Source organism: Ancylomarina subtilis (assembly GCF_004217115.1).
Lineage (GTDB): Bacteria > Bacteroidota > Bacteroidia > Bacteroidales > Marinifilaceae > Ancylomarina > Ancylomarina subtilis.
In genome coordinates, this window is sequence record NZ_SHKN01000001.1 from 1,668,998 (window position 1) to 1,693,800 (window position 24,803).

Annotated in this window: 21 protein-coding genes and 1 tRNA gene; 1 reads left to right on the forward strand and 21 read right to left on the reverse strand. The window is 35.3% G+C overall.

Features of this window, described 5'->3' with window-relative positions; genetic code table 11:
* Nucleotides 1-27: 27 nt before the first annotated feature.
* Nucleotides 28-1,662: an ABC-F family ATP-binding cassette domain-containing protein gene (locus tag EV201_RS06805; RefSeq protein WP_130306856.1), complete on the reverse strand. Its 1,635-nt coding sequence runs from the start codon at nucleotides 1,660-1,662 to the stop codon at nucleotides 28-30.
* Between the two features lie 278 nt (nucleotides 1,663-1,940).
* On the opposite strand from EV201_RS06805, the gene EV201_RS06810 reads away from it, so the two are divergent.
* A tRNA-Ser gene (locus EV201_RS06810) sits at nucleotides 1,941-2,028 on the forward strand.
* A 108-nt stretch (nucleotides 2,029-2,136) separates the two neighbouring features.
* Here the strand turns inward: EV201_RS06810 and EV201_RS06815 are convergent.
* The 20 genes from EV201_RS06815 to EV201_RS06910 form a co-directional block, all read right to left on the reverse strand.
* Entirely contained in the window at nucleotides 2,137-3,546 is a 1,410-nt protein-coding gene (locus EV201_RS06815; protein ID WP_207224406.1) for a right-handed parallel beta-helix repeat-containing protein, read from the reverse strand.
* Nucleotides 3,547-4,253: 707 nt separating this feature from the next.
* Complete coding sequence (locus EV201_RS06820; protein WP_130306857.1) at nucleotides 4,254-5,378, reverse strand: hypothetical protein; 1,125 nt, start codon at nucleotides 5,376-5,378, stop codon at nucleotides 4,254-4,256.
* A 68-nt stretch (nucleotides 5,379-5,446) separates the two neighbouring features.
* A complete protein-coding gene (locus tag EV201_RS06825; RefSeq protein ID WP_130306858.1) occupies nucleotides 5,447-6,196 on the reverse strand; it encodes a hypothetical protein in 750 nt (249 codons plus the stop codon).
* Between the two features lie 329 nt (nucleotides 6,197-6,525).
* Nucleotides 6,526-7,206 carry a hypothetical protein gene (locus EV201_RS06830; protein WP_130306859.1) on the reverse strand — a complete coding sequence of 227 codons (681 nt, stop codon included), beginning with the start codon at nucleotides 7,204-7,206 and terminating at the stop codon, nucleotides 6,526-6,528.
* A 17-nt stretch (nucleotides 7,207-7,223) separates the two neighbouring features.
* Nucleotides 7,224-8,327, reverse strand: a complete 1,104-nt coding sequence (locus EV201_RS06835; protein WP_130306860.1) for a lipid II:glycine glycyltransferase FemX — start codon at nucleotides 8,325-8,327, stop codon at nucleotides 7,224-7,226.
* 2 nt (nucleotides 8,328-8,329) lie between these two features.
* Nucleotides 8,330-9,367 (reverse strand): SGNH/GDSL hydrolase family protein, encoded by a 1,038-nt coding sequence (locus EV201_RS06840; RefSeq protein ID WP_130306861.1) that lies wholly within the window; start codon nucleotides 9,365-9,367, stop codon nucleotides 8,330-8,332.
* A gap of 11 nt (nucleotides 9,368-9,378) precedes the next feature.
* Nucleotides 9,379-11,502 (reverse strand): nucleoside-diphosphate sugar epimerase/dehydratase, encoded by a 2,124-nt coding sequence (locus EV201_RS06845; RefSeq protein WP_130306862.1) that lies wholly within the window; start codon nucleotides 11,500-11,502, stop codon nucleotides 9,379-9,381.
* Between the two features lie 169 nt (nucleotides 11,503-11,671).
* Nucleotides 11,672-12,808, reverse strand: coding sequence for a DegT/DnrJ/EryC1/StrS family aminotransferase (locus tag EV201_RS06850; RefSeq protein WP_130306863.1), 1,137 nt, complete (start codon nucleotides 12,806-12,808; stop codon nucleotides 11,672-11,674).
* A 51-nt stretch (nucleotides 12,809-12,859) separates the two neighbouring features.
* On the reverse strand, nucleotides 12,860-13,930 hold the full coding sequence (locus EV201_RS06855) for a GNAT family N-acetyltransferase (protein ID WP_130306864.1): 1,071 nt from the start codon (nucleotides 13,928-13,930) through the stop codon (nucleotides 12,860-12,862).
* Between the two features lie 88 nt (nucleotides 13,931-14,018).
* Nucleotides 14,019-14,684 carry an acetyltransferase gene (locus tag EV201_RS06860; protein ID WP_130306865.1) on the reverse strand — a complete coding sequence of 222 codons (666 nt, stop codon included), beginning with the start codon at nucleotides 14,682-14,684 and terminating at the stop codon, nucleotides 14,019-14,021.
* Nucleotides 14,674-15,276 (reverse strand): sugar transferase, encoded by a 603-nt coding sequence (locus EV201_RS06865; protein ID WP_130306866.1) that lies wholly within the window; start codon nucleotides 15,274-15,276, stop codon nucleotides 14,674-14,676. The genes EV201_RS06860 and EV201_RS06865 overlap by 11 nt, the downstream gene beginning before the upstream one ends.
* Nucleotides 15,277-15,319: 43 nt before the next feature.
* Complete coding sequence (locus EV201_RS06870) at nucleotides 15,320-16,237, reverse strand: methionyl-tRNA formyltransferase (protein WP_130306867.1); 918 nt, start codon at nucleotides 16,235-16,237, stop codon at nucleotides 15,320-15,322.
* 51 nt (nucleotides 16,238-16,288) lie between these two features.
* Nucleotides 16,289-16,909, reverse strand: coding sequence for a sugar transferase (locus EV201_RS06875; RefSeq protein WP_130306868.1), 621 nt, complete (start codon nucleotides 16,907-16,909; stop codon nucleotides 16,289-16,291).
* 13 nt (nucleotides 16,910-16,922) lie between these two features.
* Nucleotides 16,923-17,972, reverse strand: a complete 1,050-nt coding sequence (locus tag EV201_RS06880) for a hypothetical protein (protein WP_130306869.1) — start codon at nucleotides 17,970-17,972, stop codon at nucleotides 16,923-16,925.
* Between the two features lie 61 nt (nucleotides 17,973-18,033).
* Nucleotides 18,034-19,179, reverse strand: a complete 1,146-nt coding sequence (locus tag EV201_RS06885; protein WP_130306870.1) for a glycosyltransferase family 4 protein — start codon at nucleotides 19,177-19,179, stop codon at nucleotides 18,034-18,036.
* Complete coding sequence (locus tag EV201_RS06890) at nucleotides 19,176-20,030, reverse strand: glycosyltransferase family 2 protein (protein WP_130306871.1); 855 nt, start codon at nucleotides 20,028-20,030, stop codon at nucleotides 19,176-19,178. Before EV201_RS06890 ends, EV201_RS06885 begins: the two co-directional genes overlap by 4 nt.
* Complete coding sequence (locus EV201_RS06895; RefSeq protein WP_130306872.1) at nucleotides 20,020-21,126, reverse strand: glycosyltransferase; 1,107 nt, start codon at nucleotides 21,124-21,126, stop codon at nucleotides 20,020-20,022. Before EV201_RS06895 ends, EV201_RS06890 begins: the two co-directional genes overlap by 11 nt.
* A gap of 102 nt (nucleotides 21,127-21,228) precedes the next feature.
* A complete protein-coding gene (locus EV201_RS06900) occupies nucleotides 21,229-22,680 on the reverse strand; it encodes a nucleotide sugar dehydrogenase (RefSeq protein ID WP_130306873.1) in 1,452 nt (483 codons plus the stop codon).
* Nucleotides 22,681-22,686: 6 nt separating this feature from the next.
* Entirely contained in the window at nucleotides 22,687-23,601 is a 915-nt protein-coding gene (locus EV201_RS06905) for an ATP-grasp fold amidoligase family protein (protein WP_130306874.1), read from the reverse strand.
* Between the two features lie 76 nt (nucleotides 23,602-23,677).
* Nucleotides 23,678-24,763 (reverse strand): EpsG family protein, encoded by a 1,086-nt coding sequence (locus EV201_RS06910; protein WP_130306875.1) that lies wholly within the window; start codon nucleotides 24,761-24,763, stop codon nucleotides 23,678-23,680.
* Between the last annotated feature and the right edge of the window lie 40 nt (nucleotides 24,764-24,803).

The window sequence follows — 24,803 nt, forward strand, 5'->3', positions numbered from 1 at the left end:
TAATATTCTTATCTGAAAGAAAGGCTCTTACTTGACTTCTAACTCTGTTAGATTCTCCATTTTCTTAGTCTCAAGAAACTCAGCAATGCCACACAAGTGTTCTTTCACCTTCTTATTACCAAATTCATATACCTTATCGACTAAACCATTTAGGAAGTCTCTATCGTGGGAAACAAGAATTAAAGTGCCGTCAAATGCCAACAAGGCATCCTTTAAAATATCCTTGGTTTTCAAGTCTAAATGATTGGTCGGCTCATCGAGAATCAACAAGTTAACTGGTTCCAATAACAGCTTAATCATTGCAAGACGGGTACGTTCTCCCCCCGAAAGCACTTTTACTTTCTTAGTTGAATTATCACCTCCAAACATAAAAGCGCCCAACATGTCTTTTATTTTGGTTCTAATATCACCAACTGCAACATCATCAATCGTCTGGAAAACCGTTAAATTTTCATCAAGTAGTGAGGCCTGATTTTGAGCAAAATAACCAATCATGGTATTGTGTCCAAGAGTCAGAGAACCATCATAATCAATCTCATCCATAATGGCCTTAACCAAGGTCGACTTTCCTTCTCCATTCCTTCCTACAAAAGCAACTTTCTCTCCACGCTCTATCGTAAACTTAGCATCCAAAAAAACGAGATTATCACCATAAGTTTTACCCAAACCATCTGCAATAACAGGATAATTCCCTGATCGAGGTGAAGGTGGAAATTTCAAACGCAAAGCCGATGTGTCTTCCTCATCAATCTCCACTAAAACCATTTTTTCAAGCATCTTTTCACGAGATGATACTTGATTGGTTTTTGAGTAAGTCCCTTTAAATCGATCGATGAAAGCCTGATTGTCAGCAATAATTTTTTGTTGCTCTTCAAAAGCCTTCTGCTGATGCAAGCGCCTGTCTTTTCTCAATTCCAGATACTCAGAATAATTCACCTTATAATCATAGATACGGCCCATAGTTACCTCAATGGTACGAGTCGTAATATTATCAACAAAAGCACGGTCGTGAGAAATCACAATCACAGCCTTACCCGAATTCATCAGAAAATTTTCCAACCATTGAATCGATTCAATATCCAGGTGATTGGTCGGCTCATCCAGAAGAATTAAATCGGGCTGTCGAAGGAGAATTTTAGCCAACTCAATACGCATACGCCATCCGCCACTAAATTCCGAAGTAGGACGAGCAAAATCTTCGCGCATAAAACCAAGCCCCAGCAATGTCTTCTCGACTTCAGCATCATAATTGATTTCTTCAATTGAATAAAACACCTCACTTAAAGCTGAAACACGTTCAATTAACTGATAGTATTCTTCAGATTCATAATCGGTACGTGAAGCCATCTCCAGATTCAACTCTTCGATTTCTTTTTCCATTTCAAAAATTCTGGAAAAAGCTTGTGAAGCTTCCTCAAATACGGTTCTCGTATTATCGGTCATCAAATGCTGAGGTAAATAAGCAATTACCGCATCCTTAGGCGCACCAATACGTCCTCGTGTAGGTTTGTCAGCACCAGCAATAATCTTCAATAAAGTCGATTTACCAGCTCCATTCTTCCCCATTAGGGCAATCCTATCCTTCTCATTTATAACAAAGGAAATATCTTTAAATAAGGTAGTGCCACCAAACTCTACCGCCAAACCATCAACTGAAATCATTCTTTTTATTTTTAAACCTGATCTTCATTTTTAAACACGATCAGTAAGCCATATTTATTTTCAAGCTGCAAAGATATAAGAGATCGTCAGAATCCAATTATCTCTTGAAAGATATTCAATGCTTTATGCAACTCTCTAATCAAAACTTATGACAAAAGTTGATAAAATTTCAGTCCCCGATAAGGAATTAGTCTGCATTTAAATCCATATTCCACCAGATTTCTCTTCATTGCTATTTTGTAGTGCCAATTTTTCTTTTACTTTTGTTCTCACAAAATGGAGAGGTGACAGAGTGGTCGATTGTGCGCGCCTGGAAAGCTCGTGTACCGCAAGGTACCGGGGGTTCGAATCCCTTCCTCTCCGCCAGTAAAAAAAGCATCAAGGTTCTAAAACCTTGATGCTTTTTTTTTATCAGCTTCCGAATAGTTAATCTTATTAGATTCCTATTCTTTACTAGAATATATATTTAATCCCTTACATATCACAACCATAACCATCGATAGGCTCTGAATTTAAAGGAATCAAAACAGATTCGCCATTCAGTGTATTTCCACTTGCAGATCCGGCAACACCTTTAAATATCATAGCTCTACACTTATCAGGATGTGTTACTACATTATTTTGAAGTGTCAGATTAGTCATATTTTTGAATATTAAATGACCATCTGTTAATGTGTTATCACGAATTTCCAAGTCAGCACCATCATACATATAAAAACCGCAATTAAAACATGTATTCTCGTATATCTGAGTAACATCATGATTCGTTTTAGGCTCACCATTCGAATACATAATAATACCATTATCCTTGTTTACAGCATCGGTAGCAACATGTATAATCTTATTAAAACGGATGATTTGTTCGGTATTATTGTAATAAACAATTCCAGGGCCTACATACGAATTGCCTTCGCCTTCTTCTAAAACATTGTCTTCAATAAGCAATTTCCTTGCATCAAAATTGACAATATCTCCGCCTTTATTATGATGAAAATAATTAGACAAAATTTTGATGTCTTCGCTAAAATAAATTTCACTTTCCACATCAATACCATATTGTGGCGCAACTCCATTGATATGGTGAATCTCGTTTTCTTCAATCAATACGTTTACACCACCTACGATAGAGACGCCTTGTCTTCTATTTTCAAAAATATTGTTTTTTCTAATTACAATATTCTTAACAAAAGAGCCTTCACCTTCATATCCTTGAAGAAGAATACCATCTCCTGTAGCCTTGCTTAACTCGACATTCTCAACCGTTACATTCTCACTTTCATTAATGATTGCAATCAAATGACCACCATCATGATAAACACTTCCATTTTTATTCGGTGTATATGTATGTTTATCTCTATCGCCTATTATTGTTCCACCAGAAATTACAACATTGGATTGTTTCTTAATTTCGATAACATAGTAATTCCATTTGTCATTCGGAGCCATTTCAATAATAGCATCTTTATCCAATAGGAATGCCATATTGCTTTTCAAATTAATCCCTCTTTGGAAAACTGCATTACCTAACTTCCCAATTAAATAATGTCCTGCTGGCAAATGAATCTTTCCATAACCTTCGGCAGAAGCCCAGTCAATGGCAGCTTGCAAGTTATCTGTCGTTTTTACAGGATCTGTACCATCATTAGGAATATCCCAACGCTCTAAATCAATAATATAATCTTTATCGGGAATTTGACTGTATGGCATCACAGTAATAGGGTCCTTTTCTCCAACCTCGGTACCCGTTTCAGTTTCGTTTTCATCCGGATCCGGAATCACTTCTTCAACTGGTGGTGTTAAAATTTCTTCTTCAATGCTAATAGCCTGATCACAGGCTGCAAATAAAATAGCGGAAATAAAATACAGATAAACTAGATTCTTCATAATAATCTTAATAAAGTTTTTAAACAATAATTACTGACTGATATTCAGCCCTTATCGCATAATGAAATCTTCATTAAAATCAATCTCAAAAAATCTACATCTAAATAAATGCGCAAACACATTTACACATCCATACTAAGAACACTATTAAAGCAACACTTCCTTCAACTTCACTAAATGCTCCTAATTCTTCTCAAAAAAAATTCAAACTAGTTTAAATTGTAATTCACACTAGTCATTAAACAAAAACAATAAATTTTCATCAAAACAACTCAATCCTTACGAATAGTTATTTTTATTACATTAAGACCGAATAATTGTTGATGAATTTAATCCATGATTTTCTTAAAAGTTTGAATAAATAGACACTGATTTTAAATTTCATATGCAATATTGATCATCGTCTATTTCAATTTCCATTCCACTTTTTCTGGAAATTTACGCCAAATCAAACCAAACCCATAAACTACTAAGAATGAGAATCTTTCTTACACAACATCTAATTACGTCTATTATTAAATCCCAAATCAAAAACATTAATTTGGGGAATTAAACCACAAACATTGTAGAATATGACAACATTCATCAACTATTTAAATCGAGCTTATATTCTCAAATTCATGAATTTAAACAAAACTTCAGCTCGTTTTAGACACAAAAAAAGAGGCTATAAAAATAGCCTCTTATCCTGTCTACTTAACCTACAGTTATGGACAAACTAAAATGGAATAATCTTCATTAACTTCTCCATCAACAAATGAATTATTCACTGCATCAATTATTTCATTCAATTCATTCAAGCTAAACCCATAATCCGAAACGCCACCGCCTAAAACTTTATTGGCATCAGCCAAAATTTCACCTACAGTATAACCTTCAAAACCGGTTCCTTCAGCAAAAACCAAATCTTCCAACAGGGAATCTGATTCTGAAAAATCAGGATCATTTTTATCAAATTCAACACTCAATGTTAGTGCAACAACCTGCCCTGCAAAAACATTCTTCAACTCCTTATTGGTAGGATCCTCATAATCCATATCTAAAGCAGCCGGTGTTCCACCTGAAGGTAGGAAATCTTGAACAGCCTGTGATGAATTTAGAAGTAAAGTATAGTCACCTCCTACGGTTAAACCTGAAGGGAAAGCATCATCAAAATGCATTGAACGATACATGCCAGGATTATTTCCTTTTGGCTTAGATCCCCATCCACCTTGGGTTTGTGTTCGGTAACCATCCGGCGTACAATCACAATCGTTCCAACAATAATCGAGGTAGAAATCTCTACTGTTTTCCACATTGTCATTGGTTAGCCACCAAAAATGCCATGTTCCATCATCGTGTCTTAGCAGTAGTTTGATATTCAAAATAAAGCAGTCTCCCCATGCTTCGTCATAAGGAATTTTATAAGTCATAGAACTTGGAAATTCTCCATATGGAAATGTCATCTGATATGGGAAAGAGGTATAGTCGTGATTTATATCAGGATCCCCAATGGGCCATATATTCATTGAAAAATAACGAATTCCCCAACCCTCTTCAGCATTAACCTGAACATACATATAGGTGTCGTCATTAAACAAATGCACCATTCCTGCATCAAAGAAAGGCAGAACCATTTCTTCTTTACACATCTCAATATCTCCTGTTCCATCGCTATACCACCACATTGGATTCTCCATTGGCATCCATTCACCAACAAATCCATTTTTTAGTGTCTTCACATTCGATGAGTCGATAAATTCCGAAAACTCATCTGAATTCTGTTTATCACATCCAGGCAAAACTGCTCCAACTATTAGAAACAGAGCCAGATACTTTAAAATTCTCTTCATAGCTATTATATTTAGTTGGTTAAAAAAATATTCAAAAAATCAACCCCAATAATCTATCGAATAGAAAATCAAGGTGAAACGTCGTTAATTTTGTCTCTTAATGCATTGATAAAATCCCAATCTCTATCATTAACGCCATATCCATTGGTTATTCCCCATAGAATATCTTGAATGGCGTTCGTAATTCTGTTGTACTCATCCATTTCTTCCGGAGAAAACTCACTTACATCAATCATTTTATATTCCAATGCCTCGGTAAGTTTCATTATCCATTCAGACGTTGAAACCCCTCTAACAACATAGGTCACAACACTGGAGCTGCCTTCCATGCCTTTATTGATACAATACAGGTACAACTTGATTTGTATTTGATCATTACCCAATACATGTATCCGAACATCTTGCAAAGCGATACCATGCTGATACCCGTCCTCCTGGGCTTCAAAAACACATCCTGCAGGGATAACAACATCTTGATTAACTGAAGTGGCATTTGCGAAAATTAAGTCGAGTGCCAACCATTGTCCGCCGGAACCCAAAGTAGGAATGTAATCGCTTTTTAACTTTATTACATCCATGCCATATGGACGATTATTTCCTACCCCCGGATCTTCACTAGATCCTCTAATCTCACCTACTAATGAAATCCCATCCGGCAGAACAAAAGGAGCCACAACTTCTAGCTTGCCTCCCGCATTTCCCATTCCAGGGATCTTTCCAGGCTCTTCCTTGTTACTTTTAGAATCATCTTTTTGGCATGATACAAGTGCTATTGAAACACATAACAATGCAACAAAAAGAAATTTAATTTTCTTCATAATTTAAACACATAAAAGGTTGAATAACTAACAGATTATCTCTGAGACTAATCGCTTAAGGTTCAATCAGCATAATCTTAAAAAAAACATACCCGGCTTTATGACCTTAAAATGCCATAAGCTTAAACTTAAAAGATGTTTATCTTTCATTAGGGTATCTATCTAAAGAGGTTTGTATCTATATTGTCAAGGATTTGAAAGTCAAACTCTTTCAAAAGAGAAGTCCAAAACAATAAGAAATACTGGTCAAGGGGGTTTGGTTATATTAATATCCCAACCCTATGTGCAGGTAAGATTTTATAATAGATTTTAATTTAATTCGAATAAATTTATTTTTCAATAAGAGGCAATGAATTGATAAATGTCCAATCCTCATCACTCAGACCAGATCCATTGGTTATAGCCCAAACAATATCCTGAATTGTTTTAGATATTTCCTTAAACTCATTCTTATTGTCAGGAAGATACTCTCTGATATCAATTTTTTTATCCTCTAAGGCATCAACAAGTCTCATCATGCGATCTGAACTTGAAACACCTTTGATTAAATAGGTAATGTCAGGACTACTACCACTCCGGCCTTTATTTATACAGTAAACTAACAATTTACAATTCTTCGTTGTTTCAGCTTCGACTAAAATATCAAGCCTTTGTATACAAATTGCGTGTTGATAGTTTTCTTCCTGACACTCAATAACACTACCTCCCAACAAATAAAAATTAGCATCTTTATCCGTTTTATTTTCTATTGAGAAATCTAAAATAACCCATTCTCCACCTGAGCCTACAGGATTATCTGTTGGTATAACATTAGCTTCGCAGCCGGTAATATCTCCTACAAAAAACGATTCCATTGGGAAAGACAAAGTATCTTCAACCTCTAATTCTCCTCCGGCATCACCCATTCCAGGAATATTTCCGGGATCATCGTTATTATTTTTATTCTTCTGACAGGATAAAAATGAAGCAACAACAAATAAGAATGTAAACAATAAAATTATTTTTCTCATGATAATAAGATTAAGACCTATAAAACACGCCACTTTAATATTCTAGCAATTAGAAATTTATTTCTAACGATGAGAGAGTTGAACTTTTTATAAAAGGAGAACTTCAATTTATTTAAAACCCAGTATCTATTTCCTATAAATTCGACATGATTGCCATCGAATCCTTTTTTAAAGCGAGTGACTCCCTCGCTTCCATTTACAGATATATCATAGAATTCATAGCCTTTTTCTATACTCAATTTAATCATTTCGTTGTGCATAAAATGCCCCAATTTCAAGTCCTTTTTTTCTCTAATAATACCACCATATACATAGGTTAATCGCTGACCGATGTCAAAAACAATTAAGGCACCTTTAAGAACTCCATTGGAGTAACAACAAGGAACAACACACAAATTTTCTTTTATCATTCCCATGATCATACGCTTTGAATCAGCCCATGACCTGAGATCATAACCCTGAATCTTAGCATTCCTTTCAATCACATTATAAGCTGCTGTTACGTCAACTTCAGAGGTTGCATACCGTAACTCAAGCTTATTTTTAAATGCAGCTTTAATATTTCTTTTCGTATTTGAATTAAACTTACTGAACACATATTCGTAAGGACTGAGTTCCTCGTTATATTTTATATAAACGGGCCTAAGGCCATTGATACCATAAACATGTATAAATTCGTTCCCGGCTTTACCGGTAAAAAGAACACTTTCCTTCGGAATATTACTCAGGCAATAAGTTCTAAGGAGTCTGTTATCATCTTTCAGAACAGGCACATTAATATGACAATAAAAAACTTTCTTGGCCTTTGCTCTGTCTAAAAACAATTTCAATATCGGCTCAAATAAATCTTCGAATCCCGAGGATATAATGGGGCCACTGGGTGCTACTAAAACTCGAAAAAAGGGAATTCCGACGATGACAACTCCGAGCCCGGCGACAATCTTCGAGTTTGAATCTTTCACCAATAATAGCTCAAAATCCAGACAGTATATTTTAAATGACGACAACCAATGGCTCACTTGCTGACAGTGCCCTCTGGGATTGTTTCTTAAAAACTCATCCCATTGTTTTAAATCAGCTTCAGAATTGGTCCAGTCCGTTTTAAAATCACTTATCTTCATATTTATTTTAATGATAATTTATTTGAACGAATAATCTCTGCCAAATGCTCAGCTATAACATAATGGCCTTTTGTTCCCCAATGATGTCCTTCCGGTGAGCTATAATCAATATTATCTTTGAACCAATCTTCCGTTTCATAATAAGTCAAATACCCTAAGGAATCCAATTGGGTTACCTCTTTTTTAATTCCCGGGAAAAGATCAATTTCCCTATTAGGCGCTATCATTAACAAAGGAATTCCTTTAGCTTTTAAATCTTTGGAGAAAAGATCCAGCAATTCAGCATAAAATTTTTCTCTCTTATTTTTAATACTTTGCCTATCCGCTTTGGTCGTTTCCCCCATAGCATTATTAAGCATTTTTTTATTCAAAAATGAACCGCTAAATAAAGATCGTCCCAAACTATAAAGACAGCTATATTGAATAAATGAATTCGACAGCATTCTTTTCAATTTGTTTGCCGAACTATTTGAATTATGAAATACAAATCGACCATCCTCAATGTCGGTGACTTTAAAATACAAATTCCCCCAAGGATCGTTTTCACAAAATTGAAGAATCACCAGTTTGGGATTATACAACTGTCCAAATTCGTAGTATCGCCTTATTTGTTGAGTCAGCGCCCAACCCGACACACTCAAATTAATTACATTATATCGATCATTCAACTTTTGATCCAACACAGTAGGATATTCCTCATTATCATTAACACCTTGCCCAAATGAATAGGAATCACCTAAAACAACGATATTATCTTTGTCATATACATTCGAAACACTCAAAGCTTTTCCGCGCGAGTGTTCCTCATTGGTTGTATAGGTAAATTTCCACCTACCCGGCATTTCATTCGTTATCACCTCATTTTTGGGCCAAATGATGCCATATTTCTCAGAATATTTTACTCTGGGCCCCATTATCACTTGAGGATAAAAATTGCGAACCAAAACTTCACCTAATACAGAAATTATAACGACTGTAAAAACACCTGTTAACAGTATAAATAAAACTCTTCTTCTTAAGCTTAATTCTTTTTTAACCATTTTCTTGTATTTTAACGATTTCTTAAGTCGTGATTATTTAATAAACTAGGATCTATCAGTTTTTCTTTTCTAAGTTTCACAATGCTAGTCCTATTCACTTCAACAGGCGTTTCTTTTTTAGTTAGCCCATTCATATTGGATCGTCTCCTATTCAAAGTATCTGAATTTAAAGCTTGAGTTCCCTTTTCTTTGGATTCTATTTTCGGATTTGAAAAAAGTAATAATTCATCTTCGGTTTTGTGATTGGTCGCATCTAACAATTCGTAAACAGAATTCTTCGATATGAACTCAGGGATCAATTCCTTCATTCTGGCTACGATCATCTCATTGTTTTCAACATTCAAATAATACAGAATTTTAGAAATGGCCGTATTCACTTCAGCATATTTATGAGGTCTGACCTGACCAATCATGATTTTATCATTGTGCGTAGGCAGCGTATTTTCATTAGTTGCCAGCAACTCTTCATACAATTTCTCACCTGGTCGCAGTCCTGTAAAATGGATCTGAATATCCACATTCAGTTTTAAGCCCGCCAAACGAATCATTTTCTTAGCTAAATCGAGGATTTTAACAGGTTCTCCCATATCAAAAACAAAGATCTCTCCTCCACGCCCCATGCATCCTGCTTCTAAAACTAACTGACAAGCCTCAGGAATAGTCATAAAATAACGGGTGATATCCGGGTGAGTTACCCGTACAGGTCCACCTTGTTCAATTTGCTTTTTAAACAAAGGAACAACTGACCCATTGGATCCTAAAACATTCCCAAAACGAGTCGTAATAAATGCGGTCTGAATATCACCACGCTGAGCCAAAGATTGAATATAAATTTCACATATTCGCTTTGAAGCCCCCATCACATTTGTTGGATTTACAGCCTTATCTGTCGAAATCATGACAAATTTCTCAATACCAAATTCAACGGATAAATCTGCCAAAATTTTAGTTCCACCCACATTTACGTTCAAAGCCTCATAAGGATTATCTTCCATCAATGGAACATGTTTATATGCTGCGGCATTAAAGACAATTTCAGGGGTAAAATGTTCAAAAATTCTTCTCATTCGTACCGAATTTGAGATGTCTCCAATCACCAATTCAAATGATGCTTTTTTGTATTTGGAATTAAGTTCCTGTTCCAAGTCATATAATGCAGATTCAGCCTGATCCAGAAGAACTAATTTGCCAATAGGAAATCGAAGTAACTGTCGCACAATTTCAGACCCAATGGAACCTGCCGCCCCTGAAACCAAAATTGTTTTACCAATTAAACTCTGACTAATTCGTTGCAAATTCAATTGAATTTCGTCTCGTCCTAAAAGGTCTTCAATTTTTACATCTCTAACATTTTTTGCAGGCATCTTACCATCAATCCAGTCATCAAATGCTGGTAATACTTTTACCTCCCAATTATTTTCTAAACAAAGCTCCGTTATTTCACTAATTTTCTCTTTCCTCATTTTAGACACAGCCAAAACAAGCATCGTCACCCCTTTTTTCATCCCATTTTTCAGGGCTTTAGGAAAACTGCTCACCTGAATGTCTCTCAAATGGGTAGCCCATTTATTTTTATCATCATCTACAAAACCAACAACTTCGTAATTCTCTTTTCTTTCTTTATTCAAAATTTCCAAAGCCAATAATCCCAGGTCACCTGCACCATAAATTATGGTTTTCTTAGTCTTTTCAACCTTTGAGAGATAAGCATATACTTCCCTTACCAATAGTCGAAAACCTGTGAGAAAAAATAAAGAGAATATAAACTGTAAAACTAAAACGAGATAAGGGACATGTATCACCCCTCCATCAAATACTTGATTAATGAAATCGAATATGAAAAGTAAGACAACCGCGCTGAAAGTCGTGTAAATCAAACGAATCAATTCACGAAGCTCGGTATGTCGGATAACCCCTTTATACGAACTGAAAATCAGAAAACAAAATGCGTAAACTCCTATACAACATCCTCCTGCAACCAAAAAATCCCAGACGCTTATATTGGGCAAATTGAAATTCAGACGAACGACATAAGCTATAATAAAAGCAAAAGACACCAGAAATAGATCAATGACAAAGATCCACCATGGGGAAAGAATACGTCTATTAAATAAATCAAACAACTTTTTTTTCATAATATAATAAACTAACAAGGAAGAACATTTTTTTCCCTCAATAAGGGAGCATGCTGAAAAGAACAAAATCTATAATCCCAAACAGAGTATCTGTCTGAATGACTACAAACGATGTCGAAATAGAGGGTAGAACAGAGTCTGATCTTATTATCAAACTCCGATGTATGTCTTAAAAATGAAATATATTCTTTAGAGTTTTGCTTATACGAACCAAATCCTCTTCGGTCATATTACTTCCTGAAGGAAGACATAAACCATGCTTAAATAAATGCGACGAAACGCCCGTCATATAAACAGGGTAATCAGAAAACACGGGCTGCGAATGCATGGGTTTCCAAAGTGGACGAGATTCAATGTTTTCTTTTTCTAAAGCCAAATGAATATCATCTCTTGTTATTCCACCAGTCATTTTAGGATCAACAACTATAGCTGTTAACCAATAATTGGAGAAAAAACTAGCATTCGGTTCCATTTGGAAATGGATTCCCGGCACATCCTTTAATAGGGATTTATACCAAGCATTTATCTCTCTTCGTTTTGTAACTCTATCGTCTAAAACTTCCATTTGTCCCCTACCAATACCTGCAACAATATTACTCATCCGATAATTATAACCTATTTCGCTGTGCTGGTAGTGCAGGGCTTTATCTCGAGCTTGAGTGGCTAAGAAACGTGACTTCTCAATTAAATTCAAATCATCAGAAATAAGAGCTCCTCCTCCTGATGTAGTTATTATCTTATTTCCATTAAACGATAAAACACCCAACTTTCCCCAAGTTCCCATCATCTTATTTTCCAGTTTGGAACCCAAAGCTTCTGCTGCATCTTCAATTATCGGGATAGAATAAAAATCAGCAATATCATGAATCTCTTTCATTTTAGCTGGCATTCCATACAAGTGAACTGGTATGATTGCTTTAGGTTTAATCCCTTTTGCAATTCTATCCTCGATAGCCTCTTTGAGAGCCACGGGGCACATATTCCATGTATCCATTTCAGAATCGACAAGCACAGGCTTTGCTCCAAGATAACAAATGGGGTTGATTGTTGCTGAAAAAGTAAAATCCTGAGCAATTACCTCATCTCCTCTTCCCACACCAAGGAGTATTAAAGCTAAATGAAGGGCTGCCGTTCCGGCACTTAAAGCAGAAGCGTAGGCCGACTGAGTATAGGCAGCTATTGATTTCTCAAATTCATCTACGTTTTGCCCTAGTGGAGCAACCCAGTTCAGATCATATGCCTGCTGCACATAAGCCATTTCACGGCCTCCCATATGAGGTGATGAAAGCCATATTCTATTCTGCATACAAATAAGTTTAAACTAAGTAAAAATGAATCGAGTCAGATGGAAATTTCTTTATCCATTTCTTCTATATAATGGGAAAAATTCGCACTTCTCATCTAAAACACTGCTATTATTAAGGAGTTCTTGTTTTTTAGATTCTACAAGAATGTCATATATTTCAGGATTGTATATTTTTTTACCGACGTAAAAAGGTAAGATTCTTTGAGGAGCAAAGGCCTTTTTGTAATTGAATAAACTATCCATGGGTTTATATCCCCCACCAAGAATATAATCCATTTTACCCGCATCAACTCCCCAATTAATGATTTGATATTTAATAAAATCATTGGGTCGATATTGAAAGGCATCGCTATCAGTTCCTGATAAAAATGAATAAATACGTTGATCAGAGATTAAAACCAAATCTGCTGACACAACTTTTTCATCTTTAATAGCAAGAAAATAAACAAAATTGCCTTTTAGCTTTTCATGGATCCGTTCAAAAAACTCTTTCTTAAAATAGTATTGGTTTTCAGCCTGCCGTCTATCCATTGTGGCATAATAGATATCAAGAAATGCATCAATATTTTCTCCGGTAAAATCTAATTCCAGGCTAATCCCACTCTTAAGCGCTTTTCGAACGTTATTTCTAACTTTAGCTTTGAATTCTTTCCAAATAGTATCTTTCCCCTTTCTTAAATCACAGACAACATTGTCATTATTGTATGAAATCTCTCCATTATACTGAACTCGACTCTGACTAAAAAGATCGAAGCGAATAAATTCACTAATCACATTTTGTGAAACAGCCCAATCACTAAACTTTAAATAAAACTCTTCAATTAAAGATTCAAAATTTCCATTACCTATCTGATACAAGCCTCCATAACCATATGGCGAAATAATATCACTATATGAGATACCATCCATATTTATATTAAGATCCTCAGAAAGGCTTCTCAAACAAAAAGGGTATATAACCATTTGATCATCCTTAGAAACCACAGCACACATAGCATGAGAATAATCATCAAATAGATTAAGATAATCAGGATGAGCAAATATTTCTTTCCCCTCCCATTGCCTCCAAATATTTAACCAAGTCAAATAATCACCTTCTATTTTAGCCGAAAGTATTTTCATCTTATTTTTTTCAGATAATAATTACGTATTGTTTTTTGTTTCCTTACTAAAGAAACCGTTCTAAAAAAATATTAAATTGAAACCAATCCTATTTGGTTCTAATAGATTCTCCAAAAGGCCAAAATTTGTTATTAGCAGGTTCATAATACCTAATAATTCGACCCGGATTTCCAACAACAATCGCGAAATCAGGCACGTCTCTTATAATCACAGCACCAGCACCAATGGTAGCCCAATTGCCGATCCTAATCCCCGGAAGTATTGTCGCTCCGGCACCTATTTGAGTCCCTTCTCCAACTTTCACATTTCCACATAAAGTGGCCTTGGGTGATATGTGCACAAAATCACCTAAACTACATTCATGATCGATTGAAGCTCCTGAATTAAGAATAACGTGCGAACCTACAACACAATCAACCTGAAGAATAACATTATGAAAAACGACTGTTCCTTCACCAATTTTTACGGTTGGTGAAATGCACGAGGATGGGTGGCAGATTGATCCAAAAAGATTTTTAACCTCTTCGACTATCATTTTCCGGATTTTATTGTCGCCTATAGCCACAATCAGGGGATGATTATGATTCTTTATTTTATACTCTCCCAAGAAAGGTAAATTCTTTAAACCTTTAGAATCCGGATTATCATCAAAAACCCCTCCCACTAATTCGTGGTTTGCTTCAATACATTCAGCGATGACTTTAGCATGTCCACTACCTCCGTACAATAAGTATTGTTTATTTTTAGTTACCATACCACTCCTCCATTATGTCTGAGTTTGCCGGACTTTCATCTTTACCTAGCAAAACATGAATAATTGTTTTGAATAATATCTTTAAATCGAGGCCAAAACTGACGTGATCTACATAATAAATATCTAACCTAAATTTCTCATCCCAGGAAATTGCATCTCGCCCATTAACCTGCGCCCAACCTGTAATGCCCGGCTTTAAATCATGTCGACGGGCCTGTTCTTTATTATATCGGGGTAAATATCTCATCACGAGCGGACGAGGACCAATTACACTGATATCCCCTTTTAACACATTTATGAGTTGCGGAAGCTCATCTATTGACGTTTTTCTGATTATTCTTCCTAAAGGCGTTAAGCGATCAGCATCAGGAAGTAAGTTTCCATCTGCATCCTTTTCATCAGTCATGGTTTTAAATTTGATGATGCGAAAAGGTTTTTCATGAAGCCCCGATCGTTCTTGATAGAAAATCGGATTGCCATCCCCTCTAAGAGCAAGCATTATGTACACAAATAAAAGAAGAGGCGAAAATAAAATAAGAAGAAACAATGCTAAAATAAAGTCCAAGACAGGCTTTATGAATGACACATACATAATTAAAAATATTAATATTTTATTTGAATTCCATAACAAAAATTTACAACAGGATATCAAAAACCTTTAAACGGTTTTCATCAATAAACTCCCTTATTGAATAAGCATAATGGATCTTTTTTCTTAAATTATTAATCTTAATATCCCAGGTCAATGTACTTACAATGAGATAATCATCACACAACTCCATAATAGTTCCTTCTTTTAAGTGAGATTTCGAGGATAATATCTGCATTTCAAAAACCTTAAACTTTTCTTTATTATAAAAGAAAAATGCACCTGGACTAGGATTCAACCCCCTTACTAAACAATAAATTTGATTAGCACTCAATGAATTCCATTTTATTCTCAAATCGTTTATTGTTGGATAAGAATAATAACTGGGAGATGCACCATTGACATTAAGATAACTAAGTGTGTTTTTCTGTATTAAAGACACGACTTCAACCAATAAATCCGATCCAATAGAAGCCAATCGACTAAAAAGAGTTCCCGCTGTGTCAACAGGCAAAATTTCAACTTCCTTTTGTGCAATAATCCTCCCCTCGTCAATTTTACCGGACATCTGATGAACTGTAACACCCGTTTTCTTCTCTCCATTTATGATACACCACTTGGATGCATTAGGCCCCTTATATTGGGGTAGTAGAGAATCATGAAGATTGATAGCTGCTCTTTTTGCTAAGTTTAATATTTCTTCGGGAATGATTAAATGAAAACCTGCAACTACAATTAAATCAAACTCAAGCTTCTTGAATAAATCATAAACATACTGACAGTTGATAAACCTTAAAGAATAACACTGTAAATGATTTTTTTTTGCAAAATCAGAAACAGAATATGTTTGAAAAACAGTATCATATTTGGTGACAACACCAACAATTTCAACCTCATCTGTACCAAGTAGCTTTTCCAAAGACCTTTGTCCAATTTCGTGTATGCCAAAAAAAAGAATTTTCATAAAAAACAAATCTTAGTACTCAGTTTAAGAGTAAATTCTACCTGATTTGTACTATTTAATTCCACCTCCCCTTTCATCATTTAAATCTTTTATAACTGATCTGGGATCAACACAGCTTCCGTCAGATAACAAGACCATTCTTATTGTTCTTAATAGAATTATACAATCATTTTTAAAAGTGATATCAGTGACATATTCAACATCCAAAGCCAATCTTGTGTCCCAGTCGAGAGTATTTCCCCCGTTGATCTGAGCTAAACCTGACATACCTGGTTTAACTGTATGCCTCAAATTTTCCTTTTTTGTATAATAAGGTAAATATCTGGGTAACAAGGGGCGTGGGCCAATTATACTGATATCCCCTTTTAACACATTTATGAGTTGAGGAATTTCATCAAACGATAGTTTTCGTATGATTTTTCCTATAAAAGTCAAACGATCTTTATCTGGTAATAAATCACCTGAACGATCTCTTTTATCTGTCATTGTTCTGAACTTGATGATCAAAAAATATTGACCTTTATAACCTGAACGCTCTTGTAAAAAAAATGGCCTATGGATACCTGTTAAAAGCAACAGGAAAAATATGATTAGAAAAATAGGTGAAAGTGCAATCAATAAGACAAACGCTATCGTAAAATCAAATATTGGCTTAAAATATCTTGAGTACATACAAAATCATCAACTATATTTTCAACAACTCATTATTCACAATTTGACTCATCCAAGATATATCAGAACCAGAATAACGAAAATCAATTGGGAGAGATAACATCCTCTTTGAAAAACCGATCACATCATCATTCGCCACTTCATTTCTTATCTCCCAAAGCACTGTCGAATAAATTTTATTCTTCTTTAATGCTTCTCTAATGGCATTTCTATCATGCATTGAGTTGAAGAGTAAAACAAGAGAAAAAGGTGATGCATGATTTTCACCTTTTAAAATCGTGCATTTTTCCTGAGATATAAGTTTAGCCAGCCTGATATAATTATCATATTTCTTTTGGATAATAGAAATCGGAATATTTTTGATCATTTCTTTGGAGACCGATGACAATGCCGGGCATTTACGACTACCTAATTTTTCTTCAGTACGACGAAATATCTCTAGAAATCCCTTTTTATCAACATTCCCTACAGAATCTAAATACATTTTCTTCATATTCATTGCCAAACAACGATCTTTAGAAAGTTTAGAATGATCAGAATATGAGATGGGTTCTTCAATGCATGAAATATCATTTTTAGTCGACCACAGGATACCACCGTCTGGAATGGGTATTGTTTTCCTTAATGAAGCAACACACCAATCGGCATTGCTTTTATATGCCCAATCAGAGAACAAATCATGTGAGTGATCCTCAATCACAGTAGCATCGATATCAGAATTATCCCGAAAATTTCGTAACCCAAAATAATTCATCCTTAATAGGACGTCTCCTTTCTGGAATTTGATCGTCTTTATTAAGGCATTGTCGTTTGCTAAAGGATAATCCGAATATAATACGACCTCAATACCTGTTGATTTGATCGAATCAATAACTTCATAACAGTAGTATTCCGGGACAAAAAGTCTTTTCCAAAGCTTTATTTTCAGATGATATTTAATCAGTGCATTTATGGCACATCTGCCACAACCATAATAATAAGCATTCTTGTGGCAAGAAATAAAATCGGTTTCTTTGGGAAATGTATAGGTATGAAAATTTGAACCAATTTCTTTAATGGTCATATCTGGATTTATTAATAATATCTAATTCCTACCTTCGAAATATTAAAAAGAACAATGCTTTCTAACAATCGGCTATATACGAATACGTCTCCAATGCCTTTTGCCAGACTTTCTGTTGCTCATATTTGGCAACAACATTTTTACGAGTATACCCCTTCATTGAAGCGTATAAGTGTGTATCTAATAGAAGTTTCTCCATCGCTTTAAACAAGCCAATTTCATTTCTGGGTTCAATAAGAAAGCCGTTCTCCATATCCTGAATAATTTCATTACAGCCTGAAATATTCGATGAGATACATGGTATTTCCATAGCTTGAGCTTCCATCAGCGAAATTCCAAACCCCTCTCTATAACTCGGAAAAGTAAATACATTCATAGCCCTTAAAAAAGGCCTGACATCAGATTGAATGCCTGCATAAATGATATGGGGATTGGTTTTAATTTCCTCTTGATTATCAAGAGAAATTGGATCAATTTTGAGCTCAATTTTTCCTACCAATAACAAGTACGTGTTCTTATATTTTTGATTAAGCTCAACAAAGACCTTAATCAACTCATTGATTCCTTTATCTTTTACAATACGACCAACAAAACCAAAAACAAACGCATTCTGCGGAATTCCAAATTGTTCTCTTATACATTTTACATTCTTAATGGTCTCTAAGGAAAACTGATAACTATCAATACCATTGATACTGCCATGATGGATTAGATTGGTTTGTTTTTGTGTGATGCCATCTTTTTTCAAACTCTTCATCACACCCTTACTTACAACGATAATGTCCGTAGCAAACCAACAGGACAAACTTTCCATTTTCATTAACAGCTTTCTCTTCAAGCCAGTTGTCCCCTCATACCTCAACCCATGAATGTAATAGATACGTTTTGAGATTCCCAACAGAAAAGCTGAAAGCATGCAGATGAATCCCCCTTTGGGTGTGTTTCCGTGAACGATATCCGGATGAATTCGGTGCATGGTCACCAACATCCTGAACAGGCTATAAATATCCTTGAAAATTGAGATTTCTCTTTCCATTTCAACGACATGCCCTTTCACGTTTTCTCTTTCACAAATTTTAGTCATCCAATCACCTGAACTAGACAGAATTTCTATTTCAAATTTTTGTTTGAGGAATTGAATTTGTCCACGAAAAAACTGTAGGGATTGCGGAACAGTTGTAACAATTAAAAAAGTCGGCTTTTTCATAAAGTACTTCTATTCAGAATATCGTAATAATTCGATGTATTATTTAAATTATCAGACCTCATTTTAATCAAGTAGTCTGTTTGCTTGGCTATGTGAAACAAAAAATAAATGATCAACTTCAATAAGAGTTTAAAATAAAAAGAGACCCTTTTTCTATCCATGTACTTGTTGTAGATATTAAAGACTACAACTAAGGATTGGTAATACTTTTTAAAAGTGGGTACCCCTACCTCCCTATAAAAAATCATCGGTTCTTCAAGAACATGAAAACCACTGGAATCAACCGTTCTCACCCACAATTCAAGATCCTGAGATCTTCGATATTCAATATTGTAAATATTATTAACAAACCAGGACCTCTTGCCCATAACTGATGGGTGAATAAAACAGCCATTCTGAATAATTTCCTGTTTCGAAAATCCATCTCTTTTCTTACAATTGCGTTTCCCCACAATATTATTCTGGGTATCAATGGATATTGCACAACAACCCAAAACATCCAGGCTTGGATTCTCTTCCAGAAATTTCACCTGTGTTTCAATTCTATGGGGGAACATAATATCATCAGCATCCATTCTGGCATAATATTTTCCTTTTGCCAATAATGAGAGTTCATTCAATCGATAAGGAAGCCCTTTGTTTTGTCCATCAGAGATGACGGTAATTCTGGAATCAGACTCGTATTTTTGGGCTATTGCAAGAGAGGCATCTTCACTTCCATCATCTAATAAAAACAGCTGCCAATGCGTATAAGTTTGATTCAATACTGATCGTATCGCAAAATCCAAATATGCCTCTGAATTGTAAAACGGAATCCCGATAGAAACTAAAACCTTTGAGCTATTCTCCATAGATACCTTCCAATTGTCGGACGCTTTTCGTAACAGAAAACCCCTTCTCAGTTAAGACCTCTTTTATTTTATCCTTAGAAGCCGTCAATCCATTTAAAACACAATCCAAGGCCATATCCCAATCCTTAAAAGAAGCCTTTAAAGAACACCGGTGAACTAAACCCAATCCAAAATCCACATCTTCTGATATCGTATCTGAGATTAAACATGGGGTGCCAGAAGCCTGAGCTTCGACAAGTACCACCGGAAAACCTTCGAACAAAGAAGGCATAATCACGCAGGATGCCTCATTCAGTATTTGAGGAATATCCTCCCGCACGCCCATAAAATGGATACAATCATTCAAATTGAGCTTGTTTACTTTTTGAGAAAGCTCTTCCCATAATTCTCCATTACCGAGAAATGCAAATTGATATGGCTTCCCAATCCCCTTTAAATATGCAGCTAAATCAATCGTGAAATCAAAATTTTTAACCGTGCTTAAACGACCGATTTGAACAATCAATGGCGTAACTGAACTTATTGATAATGAATCCCTGATGCTCAAAAAATGATTCAAATCGGGATTGATGTATGTATTTAAGTTTAATGCATTAGGTAAAATCGTAATCTTCGATTGATCTACTTGAGGAAACAGAAATTGACCTGCGGCATTACCACAGGCAATAAACCGATTCGAAAACCACTGATTTAACCTTTCTGATACTCGCAAATATGCCCTCCCTGTTCTGCTTTTTGAATAAAGAGAATTGGAACAATGCGAATGGGTAATTCGATTCTTCACACCCGCAAAACAAGCGGGTATATGGTACATGAACGAATTGTAGTTTGTGTGCGAATGTATGGCTAAATATGGCCCTTTCTCTCTTAAGATCTTATACAACTGATACATTTTAGCAAGTGCATTCGTCTTTGTAATTCTAAAGATTCGACCACCCAATTCCAAAATATCATTGTCGTAATCACATTCTTTATCGGTGAAATAAATAAAATCAAACTGAAACTTTGTACGATCAATATGCCTAAACAAATTAATCAACATGGTTTCTGCCCCTGCTCGATTCATTCCTCCAACCACATGTAAAATTCTTTTCATATCATACAACGCTTAAAACTCTTATATCAAGAGATTAATCTCCTCACGCCTTCATTCAAAAGTATCTAGGGCTTATGACCTGTATAAGTGGACACAAGCTATTTATTCGCCTTTCCCAATATTATAGGTTTCGAAACCAATCTCATCCAACATCTTTTTCGATAAAATGTTCCGACCATCAAATGTGAAAGCAGGTTTTAGCATATCCTTATAAATTCTTTGCCAATCGTAGGTTTTGAACTCATCCCATTCGGTTAATACAGCTATCGCATGAGCTTTATGCATGGCTGCATATGGATCAGAATGCACATGAACTAATTTTCTTATTCTATCCATTTTAATCGACTCGAATCGACTTGTGTTATTCAAATGATACTCCCTCCTGTTATTCTGCAAAAATTCCAAATCTGAAAAAATTTTCTCTTCACTTACCTGGGGATCATAAATATGTATCTCTGCCCGATCCTGCAACAACTCATCTGCAATATAAATAGCTGCTGACTCACGCGTGTCATTCGTGTTCTTTTTAAATGCCCAGCCTAAAAAAGCAATCTTCTTACCTGAAACTGTATTAAAAAGCGTATCAATTATTTTTTTCGAGAACCGGTGTTTCTGATAATCGTTTAAATGAACGACTTGTTCCCAATAATCTGCAACTTCCGGAAGATTGAAATGACGACATAAATACACCAAATTCAATATGTCTTTTTGGAAACAAGACCCTCCAAAACCAACTGAACTTTTAAGGAATTTTGATCCTATTCGACTATCCATTCCGATTGCGTGTGCAACTTCATCAACATCGGCACCAGTCTGCTCACACAAAGCCGATATTGCATTAATTGAAGAGACCCGTTGTGCCAGAAAAGCGTTTGCTGTTAGCTTAGACAATTCACTTGACCAGATTCTAGTTCTAATTATTCGCTCCTTAGGAATCCAATGAGAATAAATATCAACCAATGCTTCTTCAGCTCGTTTCCCCAGTTCATCATCCTCACTTCCGATCAGAACCCGGTCAGCATTCAGCAAATCTGATATAGCGGTTCCCTCCGCCAAGAATTCAGGATTGGAAAGAACACGAAATTGACACCCATTCTGATATGCGGACAGAATTTGCTTGATAGACTGTGCGGTACGTACCGGCAAGGTCGATTTTTCAACAATAATTTTGTCTTCATTTGCGAGCTCAGCAATTTGCCTAGCACACAGTTCAACGAATTTTAAATCGGCGGCCATTCCCCTACCAACCCCATAAGTTTTAGTCGGCGTGTTTACCGATATAAAAATCATTTGAGATTCTTGAATTGCTTTGGAAATATCTGTAGAAAAGAACAGATTTCTACCTCTGGTTTCTGATATAACTTCACTAAGCCCCGGTTCATATATGGGCAAATTATCCAGACATTTATCGTTCCAAGCTGCAATTCTATCCTTATTTACATCTACAACTTTGACTTTTAGATGCGGACATTGTTTGGCAATAACGGCCATCGTCGGACCGCCAACATAACCTGCACCAATACAACAAATTGCATCAACTTTATTGGGTATCATAACAGATCAATTATTTGTATATTCTAAAGACAGTTTTTTGCCCAAAGACAATTCAACGTCATCATCATCAAAAACGCCAAATCCTCCTTCGGGATGAAAGGTAATCTCCCCAAAAAACACCTTTCCCTGACAATAATAAAAATCAACACGAGCAAAGGGAAAAACTTTAGAGAGCCGTTCTGCCAAACGAACCATTTCATCAAAGCGTTCAGGTTTTTTCACCGCTCTTCCATTGGGATAACAGTAGGTATAGGGTAATAAATTCCAATCAAGGTCATATAAATTGCGGGTATGATTCTCTTCTCTATCCAAATCAACCTGAATCAATTCGACACGACCATTAAGGCAGAAAAGTTTAAAATCGAAAGGAATGCTGCCATCTTCGTTCAGTAATAATTTTTCGGCAATGATACGGGGCTTGATATCCCGATATTGCCATTCACGACCTTGGTCATAATAATTCTGTCTCAGCAAATTATGAAATATCGTCCGTTGATGAGCCCAATCGATGCGATCTTTATTTTTAACAATTGTATATGATCCACTGTTATGATTGCATTTTAAGATAAATTGTTCCTCAGGCAAGTTGCCAGAATCCAATTCTTCTGACGATTCATAAACTCTTAGGATTGGAATTAAATACTCTTCCCCAACAATTTTCCTTACATAGTCTCGTACAGTCAGTTTATCCGCACATTGCACATAAATATCTTTTCTATCGTACAATTTAAGCCATTGCAATTTTTCATGAAAATATTGAGGCTTTCTTAAATCAAGTTTCCGTCCATAGACCTTTTTGTATCTCTTCTTAGCATAAAAAATATCATTTTCTAAAAAGAGCTCAATCTTGAAATATATTCGAAACAGAAAACTCCAAAACTTAGATTCAAAAATCTCTTTTTTCTTAGGAAATTTAATCATAATAATAAAGTATCAAAGTTAACAGAAAGGTGAAAATGCATTCATTATTTCAAAGAACTAAATATTCTCTAAGAATTTAATTATCAGGTGTTGGCACATTCATATACATGAAGACCAGTTGATTTATAAAATAGAGCATGAAAGTAGCCAAGGTCGAAAAAGCAAACCTAAACTTTGGGTTATAATGTTCGGTACCTAAAAACAGCACGATGGGGATAAAAACCCAACTATATATACCAAACCGATCTGAAAAAGGAATGTGAAAACAGAGAAAAAAAACCGAGCTTAAAAAAATATAAAGCTTTAAATAACGATCAAAGGCAATGCTGCTATTTCTCAGAGCCAGAAAGACTAATAAAAATAGCGTATTAAAGAGATAAAAATCAAGCCGAAATCCAACTTTATAGATATCAATTTCTGCATTCATGTAATGATTTAGTTTTTCGATATCAAAATCAAAAATGAAACTAAACGAATGCAATCCAATATTTGCAAAAGCCATTAGTGAACAAGCCAAATAACCAAGCAAATAATACTTTAATGGCAAACGCACAAAATGAATCACTAATAATCCAATAATGGGCAACAGGATACTTTCATGAGAAAGAATAGAAGCTACTCCCCATAAAACAGCATATTTATAATCCTTCTGTAAGGTATAATATGTACAGGGTAAAAAGAACGAAATTGCTAAACCATTTCTTATAATATTGGATAGCATACCTGGAAATGAAAACATACTGGCAACCATTAGCAAAGCTAGTATGGCATGGGTATGATATTTTGCGAGTTTCATGAAAAAAACATAAAACCCCAGCATTGTAAAAAAAGCTATCGAAATAAAATAGAAAGTGACACTCCCCAAGCGAGAAATGTAATAAACAATGAATCCAAAGAAATAGTCGCCACTTATATAATTAAAATAATCACCCAAAGATGAATAACTTATCGCAAAATTAAATCGCCTGATGTAATAACCTGTATCGGTACCGACAGAACTTGGTCGTACGCCCCAATAAAAAATACTTAACAAACAGAATGAGAGTATGAGAACTTTACTCACAACATTCTCTTCATAAGATTTTTGACTAACCATCAGAGCTAAGCATGACAATATGATGCATCCGATTAAAATCCAGTTAAAAAGATCATAATAATCCATCTTTACACGAATCGTTTTTTCATTTAATAAATCTCAGAAT